Below are 16,987 nucleotides of genomic sequence, written 5' to 3' on the forward strand. Positions count from 1 at the left end.
TTCTTAAAAACGGAATATTTAAACTGCCAGGAAATCAATATAACCAATGACTGATGGAAAAGAATAGAAAAACTCCGGCATTTACTAATATGCTTTTTTATTTTACTCCAACTTCTGTGCATAAATGTTGATTGCGCGTAATGCTTTTGATATTTCAGTCGGGGTAATTCCCTGACATTCTATTCTTAGTATTTTCTCCCAGTTCTCAAGGTCTACATTCCATTTGTAGATTTGCGGACACAGGGTGAAAAGCGCTGAGATATGTTTTATATCCCGCACATTTTTTACTGAAGTGCGGAAAATTAGTATTTGCTCTTCCATAGTTACTATTTTATTTTTGTTCTGACCGCAAAGGTAAGTCTAAATAATCTCTGGTATAGAATTATTCGACGAACGCCCTGATTACTCATGACAAAACAAGTAATATAGGAGATAAACTTCGCATACTCAAAGATTTTACTTACATTTGTTCTTATAAATAAAATGTAAGTAAAAAACATGAGAAAACAACTATCAGTTACATTAGCTTGTTTCCTTCTTACTTCGGCTACGGCATTCGCTCAAAGCTGGAAACCTTATGAAAATACTGCGAAGGGAAAGACTTATGAAACATCCGATTGCGTGACATTACTGGATAGCACGCTGGTATCTGTCCAACCTACCGGACAAGGCTCGTTTGCTGTGTGCAAAGTGATTAAAGTGCAAACTCCGAAAGGGGCAGTAGCTAACCGGGTAATTAAATACGATTATGACCCTCTGACCGCTTATGCCGAATTCAAACGTGTAACCGTTTACCGTGCCAATGGGCAGGTGGATGAACTTGATGTAAAGAAAACCTGTGATTATGCCGCTCCTGCCCGGGCTATTTATTGGGGAGCAAGACAGATTATGCTCGAAATCGGTGCTTTACACCCCGGTGATATCGTGGATTATGAGATAGCCAAGAAGGGTTTTACTTATGCGTTGCTTGAAGCCGGTGATGAAGACGATTCACGTTTTATCCCGCCTATGCGCGGACAATTCTATGATATTGTTCCTTTTTGGAGCAATGTCCCCACCGTGCGTAAAGTTTATAAAGTGACTGTCCCCATGGAAAAAGAATTGCAATTCCAGTTCTATCAGGGCGAATGTGCTTCATCCATGCGTTATGAAGACAATAGCAAGGTGTACACTTTTACAATGGATAACGTGATGCCTTTCGTCAGAGAACCGAATATGGTAGACCTTTTTGATGCGGCTCCCAAACTGATGATGTCTTCTACTCCCCAATGGAAAGACAAGTCCTTGTGGTTCAATAAAGTGAATGAAGATTATGATAGTTTTGCCCCACTGCCCGAAGCACAGAAAAAAGTGGACGAACTGATAAAAGGCAAGAAAACCGAAATGGAAAAGATTGCCGTGCTGACTCATTGGGTGGCAGATAATATCCGTTATTCCGGCATATCCATGGGAAAAGGAGAGGGGTTTACACTTCACAATACTAAAATGAATTATACCGACCGTTGCGGGGTTTGTAAAGACATAGCAGGCACACTGATTTCCTTCTTGCGTATGGCAGGTTTCGAAGCCTATCCGGCTATGACAATGGCGGGCAGCCGTGTGGAGAGTATTCCTGCCGACCATTTTAATCACTGTGTGGCAGTAGTGAAACTAAGTAACGGAACGTATATGCCACTCGACCCTACCTGGGTTCCTTTCTGCCGCGAATTATGGAGCAGTGCCGAACAGCAGCAGAACTATCTGCCGGGTGTACCCGAAGGTTCTGATTTGTGTATCACTCCGGTTTCAGCTCCCGAAAATCATTATGTGCGTATCAAAGCCGATAACCGCCTGGATGCAGACGGTACCCTGCGCGGCACTTTCACTCTTACCGCCGAGGGGCAGAGTGACAGCAATATCCGCCGCATCTTTACTACCGGATTTCAGAGCGAATGGAGAAATACAATGGAAAGCCAGCTCCTGGCTATATCTCCAAAATCCAAATTGTTGAGTGTAGACTATGGCAAGAATCCCAAAGACTATCAGGCAGCACCTATTAAAATCACCTTCCGTTATGAAATACCTGACTATGCATTAAAAGGAGAGAAGGAGATGTTCTTCCGTCCGTTGGTGATGAATAACCTTTATAATCAGGTGCGTTCTTACTTGCGTATCGATACTTCGCTGAAAGAGCGTAAGTATGGTTTTAAAGATGGATGCTCGCGTCTGGTCGAACTGGATGAAACGATTCAGCTTCCGGCAGGATACAAACTGGCGAATGCCAACAAGAATGAAACCATGCAAGGCACAGGAGCTGATTTTGAAGGTTCATTGGCGCAGCAAGGAAACAAAGTGTTGCTTCACAACAAACTAGCTTTGAAGAAACGTGTCTATGAGGCTTCCGACTGGGATAGTTTCCGTAATGCAGTGAATGCCCACAAGGCATATGGTGAATATTTAGTGATTAAAAAGTAGAGCAGAATGAAAAATATACATTATTATATAACTACACTGGTAGTACTGCTGCTTATAGTAGCTCCGGTGAAAGCGGCATCCGAAGCCGAATTCGGGAAATTGCACAAAACTTACACCTTGCACGCTGACGGTAGTCAGGAGATGCGTGTACAAAAGGAACTGACACTATTTACCCATGCAGCAATGAATCGCCTGTATGGCGAAAGTTTTATTGTTTATAATCCGGAGTTTCAGGAATTGAAGATTCACGAATCCTACACCCGTCAGAAAGACGGCAATATTGTAAAGACACCCGAAAATGCGTTTGTGGAAGTACTTCCTTCTGCGGCAGCCGATGCTCCGGCATATAATGGTTTGAAAGAAATGGTCGTAGTCCATACCGGATTGGAGTTGGGAGCTACTATTTATCTGGATTACTCTGTTATTACCCGTCCGGGCTATTTACCCGAACTGGACGTGTGCGAGCAAGTGGAAGAACTTTCTCCAATCAAAGAATATGTGCTTTCATTATCAGTACCCGAAAACAAGCCTTTGCATTATGAATTATTGAATGGAAAGGCTGTTCCGGCAGTGAAAACTGCGGGTGGTGTAAAAACAGTGACCTGGACATTGAAGAATGTGCAACCACGTCCTTATATGCTTGACGTTTCTTTGCCGGCAGGTAATGTGCAGGCTATTGTGGCTTCTACTTATGTTTCAAGAGCCGATGCCTTGAAAGTGATTAAACAGCAAGTCGAGAGTAACGGAAAGGAAGTTTCGGAATTGGCAAAGAAACTGACTGCCAACGCACAAAGCCCGGAGCAAAAAACGAAACAACTCACTGCTTACGTACAAGGATTAGGAAACTGCCGTTTGTCATTGTCGCAAACCGGATACCGTTTGCGTCCGGCTGCCGAAGTGATTTGTTCAGCTTATGGGACGGAAGCGGAAAAAGCGGCTTTGTTGGCTGCTTTGCAGCAAGCAAGTGGTATTCAGGCTGAAATTCAGGCTGTTTTTCCTAAAACAGTGAATAAGGATGCAGCAGGACTTGCCGCTGTCAACAAACTGTTTGTTACTGATAATGCAGTTGCTGATATACAGGATTTTGTTTCTGTTGTCAACATGGATGCCCAACCGGTAGTCTTAGAAACGGTTTCCCATGTTATTTCGCAAACTGATACATTGAGAGTGACTGCAAAAGCCGGAAAAGCTTTGGAAGCAGGTTACCGGAGATTCGAACTGCCACAGGCGCGGAACGGCTGGACTGCTTATGAAGGACGTTCAACAGCTATGAATACAACTCGTCCGGTTAATCTGCTATTGCGATACTTGCCCGATGAAACTTATACTTGTATTGTGAAAGTAACTGACGGGATGAAGCCGATAGTGTTGCCGACTGATAAAAAGATTGAGAATCCTGTCGGTAGCATAGAAGTTACAGTGAAAAAAACGACAGATGAAATAGAAATTGTCCGTACCTTAAAACTGAAAAAGCAATTAATAACTCCGGCAGAATATCCGGCATACTATTGCTTGATGTCGGAATGGATGGATGCTGATAAAAGTACTTTACTCTTTCAAGTTGCAAAGTAGTATTATGGAGTGAAATAAAAAATGTAGGTTAAACATTTATACCTGTTTATTTATGTACGAACTGGAGCAAATCGGAAAGCAGAGCTATTATATAAATTGTCCTGCGAAAATAGGAGTATATAAGCAAAATGATAAAGATATATACTTGATAGATAGCGGCAATGATAAAGAAGCAGGTAAGAAAGTTTTGAAGCTTGCAGCTCAAAATAACTGGGAAATCAAAGCTATCATTAACACGCACTCTAATGCTGACCATATTGGCGGCAATCACTATCTGCAACAACAGACGGGTTGTCCGATTTTTACGAACGGCATTGAAACTGCATTTACTAATTATCCTGTCTTGGAGCCTTCTTTCCTATATGGCGGTTATCCATGTAAAGAGTTAAGAAGTAAGTTCTTGCTTGCTAAAGAAAGTAGGGCGGTGGAACTAACGGATAATGAATTTCCTGAAGAACTGGAAGTTATGCCTCTTCCGGGACATTTTTTTGATATGATAGGGTTACGTACTCCCGACAATACGGTTTTTCTAGCTGATTGCATTAGTAGCCAAGCTACATTGGAGAAGTATCAGGTTTCGTTTATTTATGATGTTGCCCGATATCTCGAAACATTGGATAAGGTGGAGAATATGCAAGCGGATGTGTTTGTTCCGGCGCATGCGGAAGTTACTTCAGATATTAGGGGACTTGTTGCCCTCAACCGGGCTAAAGTGTACGAAATAGCTGACGGATTGCTGGAAATTTGTAAAAAGCCGTTGGACGGTGATAGTATTCTTCAAAAGGTTTTTGAGAAATATAATCTGACGATGACTATCGAGCAATATGTATTAGTGGGAAGTACAGTCCGTTCCTATCTTTCTTGGCTGAAAGATGGTGGTAAATTGACGTTCTACTGCCGGGAGAATAAACTTCTTTGGGAAAGTATCTGAATAGATATGCAATAGAGAAAATGTTGAAGGAAATGAAAGCGGATATTATGAAGAAATAGTCTCCGCTTCATTGTTGAAGGAAGGATTAAGGGAACATTTACAACAGTGGCATTTCTACTCTTGTCACTTGTTCCTCTTCGGGTACATCAGGACCGGTATAATAATACTCTATAGATGTCCCCGAAGCCTTGTATCCATTGGACTTTATCCATTCCATCATTTCATTGTACAGGGTAGCCAGTTCAGCGTAAGTTCCTCTATGCAGACAGGAAACTATTTTTCTTTCCGGTATTATTATAGATTGTATATCCTCTTTACCTTGTAATTCTTTGGGTGATTTAAGACCGATAATCATTCTGATATTCTGTTCAGTCAAACTTTCAAAGTCAGGATATTCAACGTAAGGGATATCTGTTGTAACTTCTCCTTGTTTTTTGAATAAAGAGTCTATATTTACAAAGTTCTCTCCGATAGCTTTCGACATTCCGCTCATATCAGTTTGTACTTCAACAGCCAAGGCAGGTTGCTGTGGTTGTTTCAACAGCATAATTTCTGAAATCTTTCCCATAATACATTGTTTCTTAAAGTGTTGGTAATCTATTATTTCTTTACTACCGGAATATAAATATCGGTAACCAGTTCCGTTTCAGGAGTGGAAGCAGGATGATTCATATACATCTCAAAACTAAAGGTACTTTGAGGACGATACTTACTTTTCGGAAACCATTCTTCATAAATTCTCCGGTAGAATCTGTGTAATAAAGAATAATCTCCTGTATGCCTGAATATCGCATAGCGACCACCGGGAATTTCCATCACTCCCGGTTGAGAGTTATCTACTTTCTTATTATCTATCGTTACTCCGAGATAGAAGCGGCATTTTTCCTCAGGTGTGATGGACGGGTCGTCCATACTGACGCTTACGAATTTGTAATCGGACTTACCTTCATTATACCGCTTGGCATAATTTATAAGCCTGTTCCATATAAGTTTATATCGCAGCTCGTCCTTATACTTCTCACCGACTTCAATATAGAATATCTCCATTGGCTGAATTGACCAAATTTCAGGAGTGAGAGACGTGTGCTGTTCGTCATACATCGGCTTATATTTTTCTCTATATTGAGATGCCGGTATTCCGAAATGCTTCTTGAAGGCTTTTGCTAGACTAAACTTGGTCTGATAACTTGTCTGCTCCAATATCTGATTGAGTGTAAAATCGGTAGATACCAACAGATGTGCTATATGTTCAAGGCGCAACCGCTGTATATAGATTCCTATATTCTCTCCGGTAACAGCCTGAAATACCCTTCTGAAGTGATATTTGGAAAGTCCGCTCATGTCACTAAGCCTGTCCGTATCCAAAGAATCGAATAAATGATTATTGATATGAACAATAATATTCTGAATCTTTTGATGATGAATGTTGCTGGTTTCCAATTTCTGTTTCCATCGCTTCAGTTTGGGTAATCGTCCGTTAAGTATAGTTCTCAATTCTTCCGGTGAGTACATGGTGTCTGCATACTCATTGTACTTGTCAGTGTATTTTATCCAAATATTAATCATTTCCGACATCGGAATATCGACAATATACTTTCCGTCTTTCAGGCAATAATAGCAGTATTCATCACTTTGCGAACCATCGGAGTTGGTACCCAGGTATTTCTCTACATCAAATCGTAAAGGCATCCCGCAACTTTGACAATACTTCTTGTTTATTTCTGATTCAATCATTTATCGGTTTGGTTTTCGTTTGATAGACAGAAGCTGTTCCATATCACTGAATAAACTGGTATCTTTTAGTTCGAACATAAGCCACTTCCCATCATGAAAAGTAGTCGTCTCATCATATACCTTCAGTGTCTCGTTGGAGAAAACTTCTCGTTGTGATTCAAACCTGGCACGTTCGTCTTTGCCTAAAATGACCATGAAACCGAAAGTCTGCTCTCTGGCATATAGGGCGCAAAGCGTTTTCCCACCTCTGCGATATTTATATTCGTACTTCCAGGCTTTTCCGCCATGATTCTGCAATTGTTCCATATTGTACTTCTGTTCAATGAGTTGGCAAAGCGAAGTCCATACATTATAAAGTTCTTTACCTATCAGGTTTTCCAGCATTTCGGGAGTGGGAATCTGCAAAGTCTCTTTCATGGCATCTATATTTACTTTTAATTATCAATATCACAAAGATAGACTGATTTTTCGATAGATGGTTGTCCAATATAGCTGTCTTTCGTGTGATTTCATTTATCAGGTTATTGCATAATGCTGAATGGATAAACCGCCATCATACTCTTTATACTTTGCGTCCTTGTATATCTTGACTAGCTTGTTGCCATAATCAATAATCATGTATTTGATAAATGGCGCATGCCAAATTCGTCTATAAATAGATGCATCATTAAAAATAAAAAAGTATGCATATGTTTGCTTGATGCAGTAATAATTAATTTTCCAGTGCTATTGATTACTCCAATATAAGTTCTATAACCGGTAACTCGACATTTGGGCGTTCTACAGGTAAAGTGATGATAACATCGTCAGCTCCTGTGTTTTCGGTCATATGGCTTCCTTTTTTGGTTTCAGTCCGAAATTTTAGTTCTGAATTGTCATTCAATAATTGAGCATATTTGATTTTTCCTTTATATTGTTTTAGATATAAGGATTTGAATGGCCATTCTAACACGTGTATATACAGTCGGTTAGTATTGGGGTTATATGTGAGAATACAATTGTTGGGACAAGCATATTCAGTTGGTGCGGCGGTACATCCATAAATGGCGCTACTATGAAAACGCATCCAATGTGCCAGGCCGTTTAAACGTTCTATAGCACGTTCGTCAAAAACACCTCTTGCTGTTGGACCAACGTTTAGTAATAGATTTCCACCTTTACTGACAGTTTCGGTTAACATAACAATTAGTTGATGTACACTTTTCCAACTGTATTCATCACGATGGTAACCCCATGAACCGGAGAATGTTTGACAGGTTTCCCAAGGAACTCGTTGGCTGTTTACTGTGGGCCACTGTTGTGGCATGAATTGTTCTGGAGTGATGTAATCCCAGCCTTGGTTATTCTCTGTTAGTCCAAGGCGGTTGTTTATAATAATCTGTGGTTGCAATTTTCGTGCTAATTTAACAATACCTTCTGCATCCCAGTCTTTACTATTCTTTCCATTTTCTCCTTCAGCATACGTATAATCCATGAAAAGTTCATCAATTTGTCCAAATTCAGTGAGCAATTCGGTTAATTGGTTTTTCATATATTCCCTGTATTTTGCCATATTACGGTTCTTGTTTAATTCTTTCAAGAGTTCGGGGTTTTGTGGCATTTTGGGGTGGTTACGGTCAATGGTGAAATCGGGATGATGCCAATCCAATAACGAATAATAAAATCCTATACGTATGCCTTCGTTACGAAAAGCATTAACTAACGGCTTTAGGATATCCTTTTTATAAGGTGTATTGGTTATTTTATAGTCCGTATATTTACTGTCCCACATACAAAAACCATCATGATGCTTAGTCGTGAAAACCATATATTTAACTCCGGCTACTTTTGCCATATACGCCCATTCTTCCGGATTATACAAATCGGGATTAAATAAGTTTTTGTAGCGGTTGTAATGTTCATCGGACATTTTTTCTCTGCTTTTTACCCATTCGTGGCGAGCAGGCATAGCGTAAAGTCCCCAGTGGATAAACAGACCAAACCTGTCATGTGTCCACCAAGACATACGTTCCGATTGGTTTAATGAGGAATTATATTGATTTTGAACAATATGTGTCGCATTCGTCTGTTGACAAACGAAAGATAGGAGAAAGAGGGTATATATAATAGTTCTTTTCATACTTAGTACTTTATAGGTAAAATTTTGGTCATCAAATCTACAAAAATAGCTGCCATTCGTTGCTGCATATATGATTGTTCGCCCCGTATGGGATGATGTCCATAAGCTATGCCTTCTGTAACCTGAATATCCGTGGAATATAATTGGCTGAAAGGTTTTCCAGTGACAGGATGTAATACATTTTTTGAGAATCCGATATATTTATCAAATTCAATTAAAGGAACTCCCCATTTAGCGGCGAGCTTTCTGATACTTTCATTATAAACGGTGCGACAATCATGCCAGTGTGTACATAATACAATAATTGCAGGTTTACCATAAGGAGTATTATAGTATTTGGATGTAGTATCATTACGTAATTCATAGCATTCCGTGAGGTAACGTTTGATGACATAATCATAGGCTGCCGCGTAATTGCTGCGATCAAATGGTACTTCATAATCCGTGTATTTATCTTTCAGTTGAAGTTCTTCATAAACATCTTTATTATGTACTTGCATAATGACTAATGCATCAATTTCTTCCAGCTCTTCTTTGGAGTAGAGGGTGCCATTGACCATTCGGTTAGCTGTATTGGCTATGGCTTCTCCGCCTATGGATCGGTTAATGGCTTCGGCATTCAGTTTGCGACAACCTATTTCGAACCAACCGTTTTGCGGAGAAGCGAATGAGGCTCCTGTCAATAAGATATTGTATTCTGTTGTTTTTGACAGGTTTTGTGCTGCTACTATTCCTGTGAAAATATAGAATAACAGCACGGTTAGAAATGTCTTCTTCATATTTTCTTGTTTTTTTATGGTTTATCTATAATTCTGTATTTATCTACAGTAGGATTTAGTCCTTGTTTTAAATCGTGATACAATGGAGGTTTGTTAAAGTCAAAACTATAAGGCTCATAAAGTGTGGCACAATCTGGATGAGTCTCTCCGAATAGTTTGTATTCTTTCCATAACCGGTCATAATTATCGATGGCTTTACGAATACTTTTTGTGTCATATTGGCCGTTTATATCTCCTTCGTAGCCTTTGAGCATGATAATCCAACCCTGTTCATAGATTGAATATAAAAGTAATCCGTATTTGGCGGAAGTTTGTAAGTAACGCTTTAGTTCCGGATTGCCTGTTTGTATTTTGTCGGCTAATGCTACAATCTCTTTCCAGATAGCAACACTTTGGGCTTTTTCTAGTATGATTTTATGAGTTAGTCCTTGTTCTATAATAGTTTTGAGATTCTGTCTCAATTCTTTCTCTCCTCCGATGAATTGATCTCTCGTCCACCATACATTGATGGGGAGAATTAAAGAAGCTCTTCCTCTGACAATCGCGTCAGCAGACAAAAGAGAAAGACGATGAAAACGTTCGATGTCTTTTCCTTTGAATCCGTTGACCATGGCATATTTCTTAAATAATTCCTTTTCCGGTAACGACATCTGGTTTGCCCAATTGGCCAATATTGCAACGTTTATGTCGCACCATAATTCATTTTTGATATAGGGACCTCTCCAGCCTCCTCCTCTTGACCATGTCCAAATACCAGCAAAATTGGGATTTGATTTTAACTGGTTCAAACAGTAAGGCTGGGAGTCTGATTTTAATTCTTCAAATCCATTAAGTACACCGTCTGCAATATAGTTCGGGTATGCTCCTTTGCCTTCATATTCGCGTTGACATTCAATTTCTACAATTTGTTTGTGCTTACCTATTCCTAATGTAGGGTTGAATTTATACGTTCGGTGATAATCCCCCTGTACGTGTTTTATGCATAGATATAGATTGGGGTGAGGTTCAACGTTGTTTGTTACGGAAAGGTAATATTGGGGATTGATATGGAAGTAGCCGAAATCCCATGTACGGTAGAAGATTTTTTTATTTTGGCGTATGCACACTTCTTCTCTCAGCAGATTTATTAGGTTACTGTGTATTTTTTCTCCTCCATCGGTTTTATATGTAGAATTATGTTCCCATGATTTTTCGTTTCTGGGTATGGGACCATTGCCAGTGTGGTAAGGAGTATTTTGCAAGTAAGTTTCTCCTACGCGAATAACCAGACCGTCAAGTTTCGGGAAACGTTTAAATATTTCTTGAAGCATGATTCGGTGTATCTCTTGTGTTTTGGGGCGAGTGAAGTCAATTCGTCCTGTCGCGTCACAAATTTCATTTTTATAAATTTCCACCAGGCGTTTGGGAAGTACGATGATATCAGTAAAGTAATATGCTTCCAATCCGGCTTTATGGATAGCTTCAATCTTGTTTTCTATGCGGGTGGCAACAGAATCGATCCATAGACACTCTTTAGAACCGGCAGGACATATTCTTGGGTCTAAACTGCTATATGTTATGGCTGTATGTACAGATTGAAATTCATTAACTACTTGCGCGTTAAAACCATATTGCACTAAATTCCCAGGTTCATTGAACCATGTATTTGTAAAAGGTTCACCCGGATTATGATGAACCATATCCATAACAATAGGAGTTTGAGCAAACAGGCAACTCCACAGTGTGTTCGCTAGCAAAAGGACTGGAAATAGGTGTTTTCTCATGATAATATTATTGATTGTTATTAGTAACTTGTTGATCTTCGATAGAATCAAAACCCTTTTGTTGTTGTTTTATAGAATTGATTAATTGTACTCTATCCGGTAAGGAAGTGCGATATTTATCTATATATAGTCCGCATTTCTCTAATTGGTATTCTGTTATAGAGCTAACTCCCGGAATATTTTTCAGGCTTTTTAGAATAGATATTTCTCGGAAATTTAAGTTGGGAATAACCAAGTCTGTATTACTGCCGAAGTATGAATATTGAAAATCTTCATCTTTCCCTTCTTTTCGTAATCCGCAACGGCAGTTGATAAATGTGTTATCTGCTATGCTGTTATTAATGGGTAATTCCAGATGGTCGGTCTGTAAAAATGTACTTATACCTGGGTAGATGTTGTCCCAGTTGCCTTTGTTAATACGGAAAACATCGAACAAATGGGTGAATTCAGGATTTTGTGCATTATAATTTCGTTTTTTTCCACGGGCATCAATACTTATGCCTGCTGCACTACAATCAAAATATAGATTATCGTGAACGTGATTGCAGTGGCCTCCACCTATAATGGTACCGGAAACGACTTGATGGACTATGTTTTTATAAATTGAGTCCCCCGCATGTCCATCATCTGCATACAATGCATTAGCTCGTGGTGAATGATGAATAAAATTGTGGCGTAAGACGTTGCCTCGTGAAGTCCAGTCCCAACGACTATAAAAGGCTCCGACATCACCTGTGACCTGAGCTATGTCGAACACTTCATTATATTCTAGGATATTGTTGTTTCCTCCATAGATAAAGGCTGCATGGGGAGCGTTGTGTACCATATTGTGCCGGACGCTAATTCCCACTGCATTGCCTTCTTTTATGCCGATTCCTGTAGTAAAGACTCCCAGTTTTACAGCAGGAGCATAACTGCGCTGTATTTCACCAAAACGGGTAAAATAATTGTTCTCTATTAAGTGTTTGCAAGCAATCAGATTTTTTCGGTCACCTCCTGATACCTCAATACAGGTGCGACCGATATATTCAAAGTTGTTGCTTTGTATTCTATTTTGTTTTCCTCCCTGAATGATTAATGCGTCTCCTAATATATTTTTGAAGTTACATCCGGCAATCAGACATTCTGTGGCATTTTTTATGATAACGCCATCGCCTAAATGATTTTTGAAGGAGATATTTTCTATTTTTATATGATTTGAATTTATAATGTTAATCAATGGGGTAGTGTCTGATACAATACTCAATAAGTTTTCATCGAAATGTTCGGGAGGGAAAAGATATAATTTTTGAGTTGTAAAATCAATGCACCATTCTCCCGGCTGATCTATTTCTTCGAGAAGGTTCTCTACATAATATTCTTCTTTTCCCGAACCGTACGGACGATGATATTTGGAACCGATGCCGCCAAATATGCCTACATCTTTTCCTGCCTTTGTTTCTATCCCTACGCTGTGAGTGACAGTTTGTTTGTTCGGGTCTATTTCCTTTATACGTACAGTCCAGGCCTGCCAGGGGATACGCCAGTATCCTGTAAACCATAGACCGTTTTTGACGGCATTCACCCATTTGCCGTGTTCCGGATCACTATATTCAAAAGTACCTCCCTGTTCGTTTGTTCCGAAATTGTCCAATACCCTTTTCATATATAGATAACCTTTGTTGGGGTAACGCGAAAGAGGGAGTAGCTCATTGTTGTAAATGAGTTGTGGAAAGTTCTTCCGCTCTTTCATTAAATCGGGAAAAAACGGAACATTGATACCTATTTCCGATAAGTCTATCTCCATAATATTACCTTGAGCATTCGGGTGAACTCTATTTTTGGTTTGAGTATCTTTGACAGGTCTCAGTTTTCCTTTCAAGGGTTTATCACATCGCAACTGTACCTTTCCCGGATTTTTACCTTTTATTATTATCCCTTTCTTACAGTTTTTTATATCTATGCTTTTATGAAGGATATAGTCTCCGTCATGAAGTAAAATGGAGTTTCCGTTCATAGATGCTTTTTCGATGGCTGCTTGTATGCCCCTCTCTCCTTGGAGTGGGGAAAGCTGGATAATACTTTGCCCCCGGCTGGGAAAGGAAAACGTACAGGCTAATAATAAGATCAGTAAATGTTTCATTGTATTATATTGATTGTTGAAAATAGAACAAGTGCAAAAGTACCGTGATTTAGCTAATCTTTTTAATAATGGCATTTCAAAATATATGAGATTTGTTTCATGAGTTATTCGAAGTATTTTATATCATTGCAGAAAATATGAAAAACATGACGGTTGAGACTGACATAAATCATTCGAATTTGCGTATCATGTAACATGTGTTATATAAATGTAACCAGTGTTGTTATGAAGATGTTATTCTCATATATTTTGAAGCATGAGTATTAATTGCCGTGCTGTCTAATGCCTAATTTTGCATCCGTAGTTAAACAACACTAAGTAACCTTTATTAAATTTTTAATTATTATGAATTCATTTACACGCATTGGATTACGATCTCGGTTCCTGTTGGTGCTGATGATTGGACTTATTTTACCGACATTGTCTGTTTGGGGACAGAATGCAACAATTACTGGTAAGGTCGTTGATCCCAAAGGAGAGCCTCTTGTAGGCGTTTCGGTCTTAGAACAAGGTACAACGAATGGTACTGTTACTGATATGAATGGTCGGTATAGTATTGTTGTTCAGAAAGACTCTTCTCCTCTTCGATTTAGTTATATGGGGTTTGATAATCAGGAAATTGTTCCGGGAAAACGTCGGGTTATCGATGTCACATTGACAGAAAACTCTGTGGTGATTGATGATGTGGTGGTGATTGCCTATGGAACTAAGAAACGCCGTGACATGATAGGGTCTGTTTCTAAAATTAAAAGTGATGAAATTTCGCTGATGCAAGGTGGTCGTTTTGAGAATTCTTTGCAGGGGCTGGCTTCCGGTGTACAAGTTGTGAATGACGGTATGCCGGGTAGTACTCCACAGATAAAGATTCGCGGTATCGGTTCTATTGCATCGGGGAGTGATCCGCTTTGGGTGGTTGACGGTATTGTAGGTGGAGGTTCTACGATGGTGAACTCCAATGATATTGAATCAATAGAAGTATTGAAAGATGCTGCTGCAACCGCAATTTATGGTTCCCGCGGTGCGAATGGTGTGATCATTGTTACAACGAAGAAGGGAAAAAAAGGAGGACTTAAATTCGACGTTCATTATGAAGGCGGTATTACTCCTATCACTAATTCAGATTTAGGACTGGCCAGTACGAAGACATACTTTGATATAATGGATGAGGCTCGTGCTAATGTGGGATTAAATCCGCTTGACCCGCAGAAAGATATTATCGAACCGTATTATTCCAATTGGACTTCTCCGATAACTCGTGAGGAAGCTATGAATACGGATATGGATTGGGTTGATTTGGTGACTCGTATGGGACATTTCCATGATATAAACGTGGCCTTGAATCAAGGGGGGGAGAACTCAACGACTTACGCGTCTGTTAATTACCGTTCTGACGAGTCCAGTTTGAAAGGGCTAAGCATGAATGCGGCCAGCGCACGTTTGAATAGTGAATTTAAGAAAGGAATTGTGACTTTGGGAACTCAGTCTTTTCTGAAGTTCGACCGTAAAAAAACGACGAATAAATGGGCGGTAGTTTCTGATAAGTTTCCGTGGCGCAAAGTGTATGATCCGGAAGACCCTACAGGGTATTGGAATCCACAAATGGCGGATGGTCATCCGACAGCTACTCTTGACAACGATTATCAGTTGAGTACAGGTGAGAATTTTAGTTTCCGCACAACATTATATATGGATGTTAACCTGAAGTGGATAAAAGGGCTCTCAGTTCGTGCAGATGCAAGTTATGGGTATGGATTGGCGCAAAGTGATTATTGGTTGTCCGGTTTGATTACGAATACTGGCAATGTAGATGGTAACCAAGGTAATAAAAGCAAGAAAACGACTAAGTCCCAACAATATCATGCTTTTGCCAAATATAACCGTGAATGGACAGATCATGGTCTGGATATTGTAACGGGTATTGAAGCAAATAGGAGTTATACGGATAATGCTGTTGTTGCCGGTAAGAACTTGAGTGGTGAGTTTCAGGAACCCAAGATTATTGGTACAATGCTGGGGAATAACAGTGCTTATATAGGTGGTGAGAGTTACACATTCAGTTTCTTTAACCGTATCGACTATAAGTTCAAGCAACGTTATTTACTTGGAGCATCTTTTGTACGCGAAGGATCATCTAAGTTTGTGAAAGAAAACCGTTTTGGAGACTTCTATTCAGTATCAGGTGGTTGGATTATTTCTGATGAGGCTTTTATGCGTAATGCCGGTTTTATTTCATTGTTGAAGTTACGTGGCAGCTATGGAGAAACAGGTAATCAGAACATTCCTTCGGAAGTGACGAAGAATTCGTATAGTATAAAGAGCAAGCAATATTACAATAATATGCAGAATATGTTCTTATGGAATATCGCTAATAAAGCAGCTAAATGGGAGAAAAACAAAAGTATTGACTTGGGACTTGATTATGCGCTGTTCAATAATAAAGTAAATGGTTCTATTGCTTATTATCGTCGTACGACAAGTGACATGTTGATGCGTGTGCAATTACCCGCATCTGCCGGTATCACCAATAGTGGCGGTAATGCTGACAATAATTCTATGTGGGCAAATGTTGGTTCGATGTATAATCAGGGATTTGAATTTGACATTAATGTTACTTTGGTCAAGAAAGACTTTGAATGGAACATGAACTATAATTTGACGACAAATATGAATAAAGTGACAGCACTTGATGCGAGTGTTGATGCAAAAGGGACCGGTATCATCAATACACGTCCGGGAGCGATCACGAAGAAAGATCTGGCTTTGGGTACTTATTTTATGGCTGAATGGGCAGGAGTTGATCCGGAGAAAGGTATCGGCATGATTTATGAAATAGATCTTGACCGTTACAATAAGACCGGTGAGACAGTGAAAACCGGAAGATTGATTCCCGCTACTCAATCAAACGTAAATAAACACCGTATAATTCAAGAAGGTAAAACGGCTCTTCCGAAAGTTTATATGGGCTGGACAAATAACTTTAAATATAAGGCATTCGATTTATCATTTATGTTCTATCTCTCATTAGGTAGTTATACCTTTAATTATCATAGATATACAAAATCATTTGTAGGAGATGGACGTAATAATGTGACTGCTGATATTTATGAGAACTCATGGAAGAAACCGGGAGATATTGCAGAGTATCCGCAACTTCGTTGGCAAGATAAATATAATTATGATGACAATGGAAATGACAAGCAAAATGTAACTTATATAAAACATGATGCCGGTCACACCAAGTATCTGGAGAAAAGTGCTTATTTACGTTTGCGTAATTTGACTTTAGGATATACACTTCCACAAAGAATCTGCTCGAAAATAAATATTGATGCTTTAAGAGTGTATGTCTCAGCTGTCAACCTTTTCACCATTACTTCATTTAACGGCTATGACCCTGAAGTAAGAGTAAAGAACCAAACAGGTGCCAATGCGCAGGGAGCTGTATTCTCCGGTAGTGAAATGCCGCAGACCCGTATATTCTCCGCAGGTATTAACTTTAAATTTTAATTAAAT

12 protein-coding genes are annotated in these 16,987 nt (G+C 39.4%); 4 read left to right on the top strand and 8 right to left on the bottom strand.

All coding sequences use genetic code 11. From position 1 onward, the window contains the following. Positions 1-102 precede the first annotated feature (102 nt). A complete protein-coding gene (locus RDN93_RS01880) occupies positions 103-321 on the bottom strand; it encodes a hypothetical protein (RefSeq protein ID WP_308743972.1) in 219 nt (72 codons plus the stop codon). Between the two features lie 177 nt (positions 322-498). Between RDN93_RS01880 and RDN93_RS01885 the strand changes: the two genes are divergently transcribed. The 3 genes from RDN93_RS01885 to RDN93_RS01895 are packed head-to-tail and all read left to right on the top strand — an operon-like array spanning position 499 to position 4,957. Beyond that, on the top strand, positions 499-2,454 hold the full coding sequence (locus RDN93_RS01885) for a DUF3857 domain-containing protein (RefSeq protein WP_308743973.1): 1,956 nt from the start codon (positions 499-501) through the stop codon (positions 2,452-2,454). A gap of 6 nt (positions 2,455-2,460) precedes the next feature. Continuing rightward, entirely contained in the window at positions 2,461-4,026 is a 1,566-nt protein-coding gene (locus RDN93_RS01890; RefSeq protein WP_308743974.1) for a DUF3857 domain-containing protein, read from the top strand. Positions 4,027-4,078: 52 nt separating this feature from the next. Continuing rightward, positions 4,079-4,957 (top strand): MBL fold metallo-hydrolase, encoded by an 879-nt coding sequence (locus tag RDN93_RS01895; protein WP_308743975.1) that lies wholly within the window; start codon positions 4,079-4,081, stop codon positions 4,955-4,957. Between the two features lie 97 nt (positions 4,958-5,054). Here the strand turns inward: RDN93_RS01895 and RDN93_RS01900 are convergent, their stop codons facing one another. The 7 genes from RDN93_RS01900 to RDN93_RS01930 all read right to left on the bottom strand — a co-directional run bounded on the left by RDN93_RS01900 (position 5,055) and on the right by RDN93_RS01930 (position 13,474). Next, on the bottom strand, positions 5,055-5,525 hold the full coding sequence (locus RDN93_RS01900) for a GyrI-like domain-containing protein (RefSeq protein WP_279122534.1): 471 nt from the start codon (positions 5,523-5,525) through the stop codon (positions 5,055-5,057). Between the two features lie 32 nt (positions 5,526-5,557). Beyond that, complete coding sequence (locus RDN93_RS01905) at positions 5,558-6,691, bottom strand: GyrI-like domain-containing protein (protein ID WP_308743976.1); 1,134 nt, start codon at positions 6,689-6,691, stop codon at positions 5,558-5,560. Continuing rightward, a complete protein-coding gene (locus RDN93_RS01910) occupies positions 6,692-7,108 on the bottom strand; it encodes a DUF3788 domain-containing protein (RefSeq protein WP_308743977.1) in 417 nt (138 codons plus the stop codon). It abuts the gene before it with no gap. A gap of 316 nt (positions 7,109-7,424) precedes the next feature. Next, positions 7,425-8,810, bottom strand: coding sequence for an alpha-L-fucosidase (locus RDN93_RS01915; RefSeq protein WP_308743978.1), 1,386 nt, complete (start codon positions 8,808-8,810; stop codon positions 7,425-7,427). A 2-nt stretch (positions 8,811-8,812) separates the two neighbouring features. After that, complete coding sequence (locus tag RDN93_RS01920; RefSeq protein WP_308743979.1) at positions 8,813-9,589, bottom strand: DUF5040 domain-containing protein; 777 nt, start codon at positions 9,587-9,589, stop codon at positions 8,813-8,815. 14 nt (positions 9,590-9,603) lie between these two features. Further along, the gene (locus tag RDN93_RS01925) at positions 9,604-11,274 is read right to left on the bottom strand and encodes a hypothetical protein (protein ID WP_308743980.1); all 1,671 of its coding nucleotides are present in this window, start codon (positions 11,272-11,274) and stop codon (positions 9,604-9,606) included. Positions 11,275-11,359: 85 nt separating this feature from the next. Beyond that, a complete protein-coding gene (locus RDN93_RS01930; protein WP_308743981.1) occupies positions 11,360-13,474 on the bottom strand; it encodes a right-handed parallel beta-helix repeat-containing protein in 2,115 nt (704 codons plus the stop codon). A 345-nt stretch (positions 13,475-13,819) separates the two neighbouring features. On the opposite strand from RDN93_RS01930, the gene RDN93_RS01935 reads away from it, so the two are divergent. Then, positions 13,820-16,981 carry a SusC/RagA family TonB-linked outer membrane protein gene (locus RDN93_RS01935; protein ID WP_308743982.1) on the top strand — a complete coding sequence of 1,054 codons (3,162 nt, stop codon included), beginning with the start codon at positions 13,820-13,822 and terminating at the stop codon, positions 16,979-16,981. The last annotated feature ends 6 nt before the right edge of the window (positions 16,982-16,987 follow it).

Source organism: uncultured Bacteroides sp. (assembly GCF_902491285.1).
Lineage (GTDB): Bacteria > Bacteroidota > Bacteroidia > Bacteroidales > Bacteroidaceae > Bacteroides.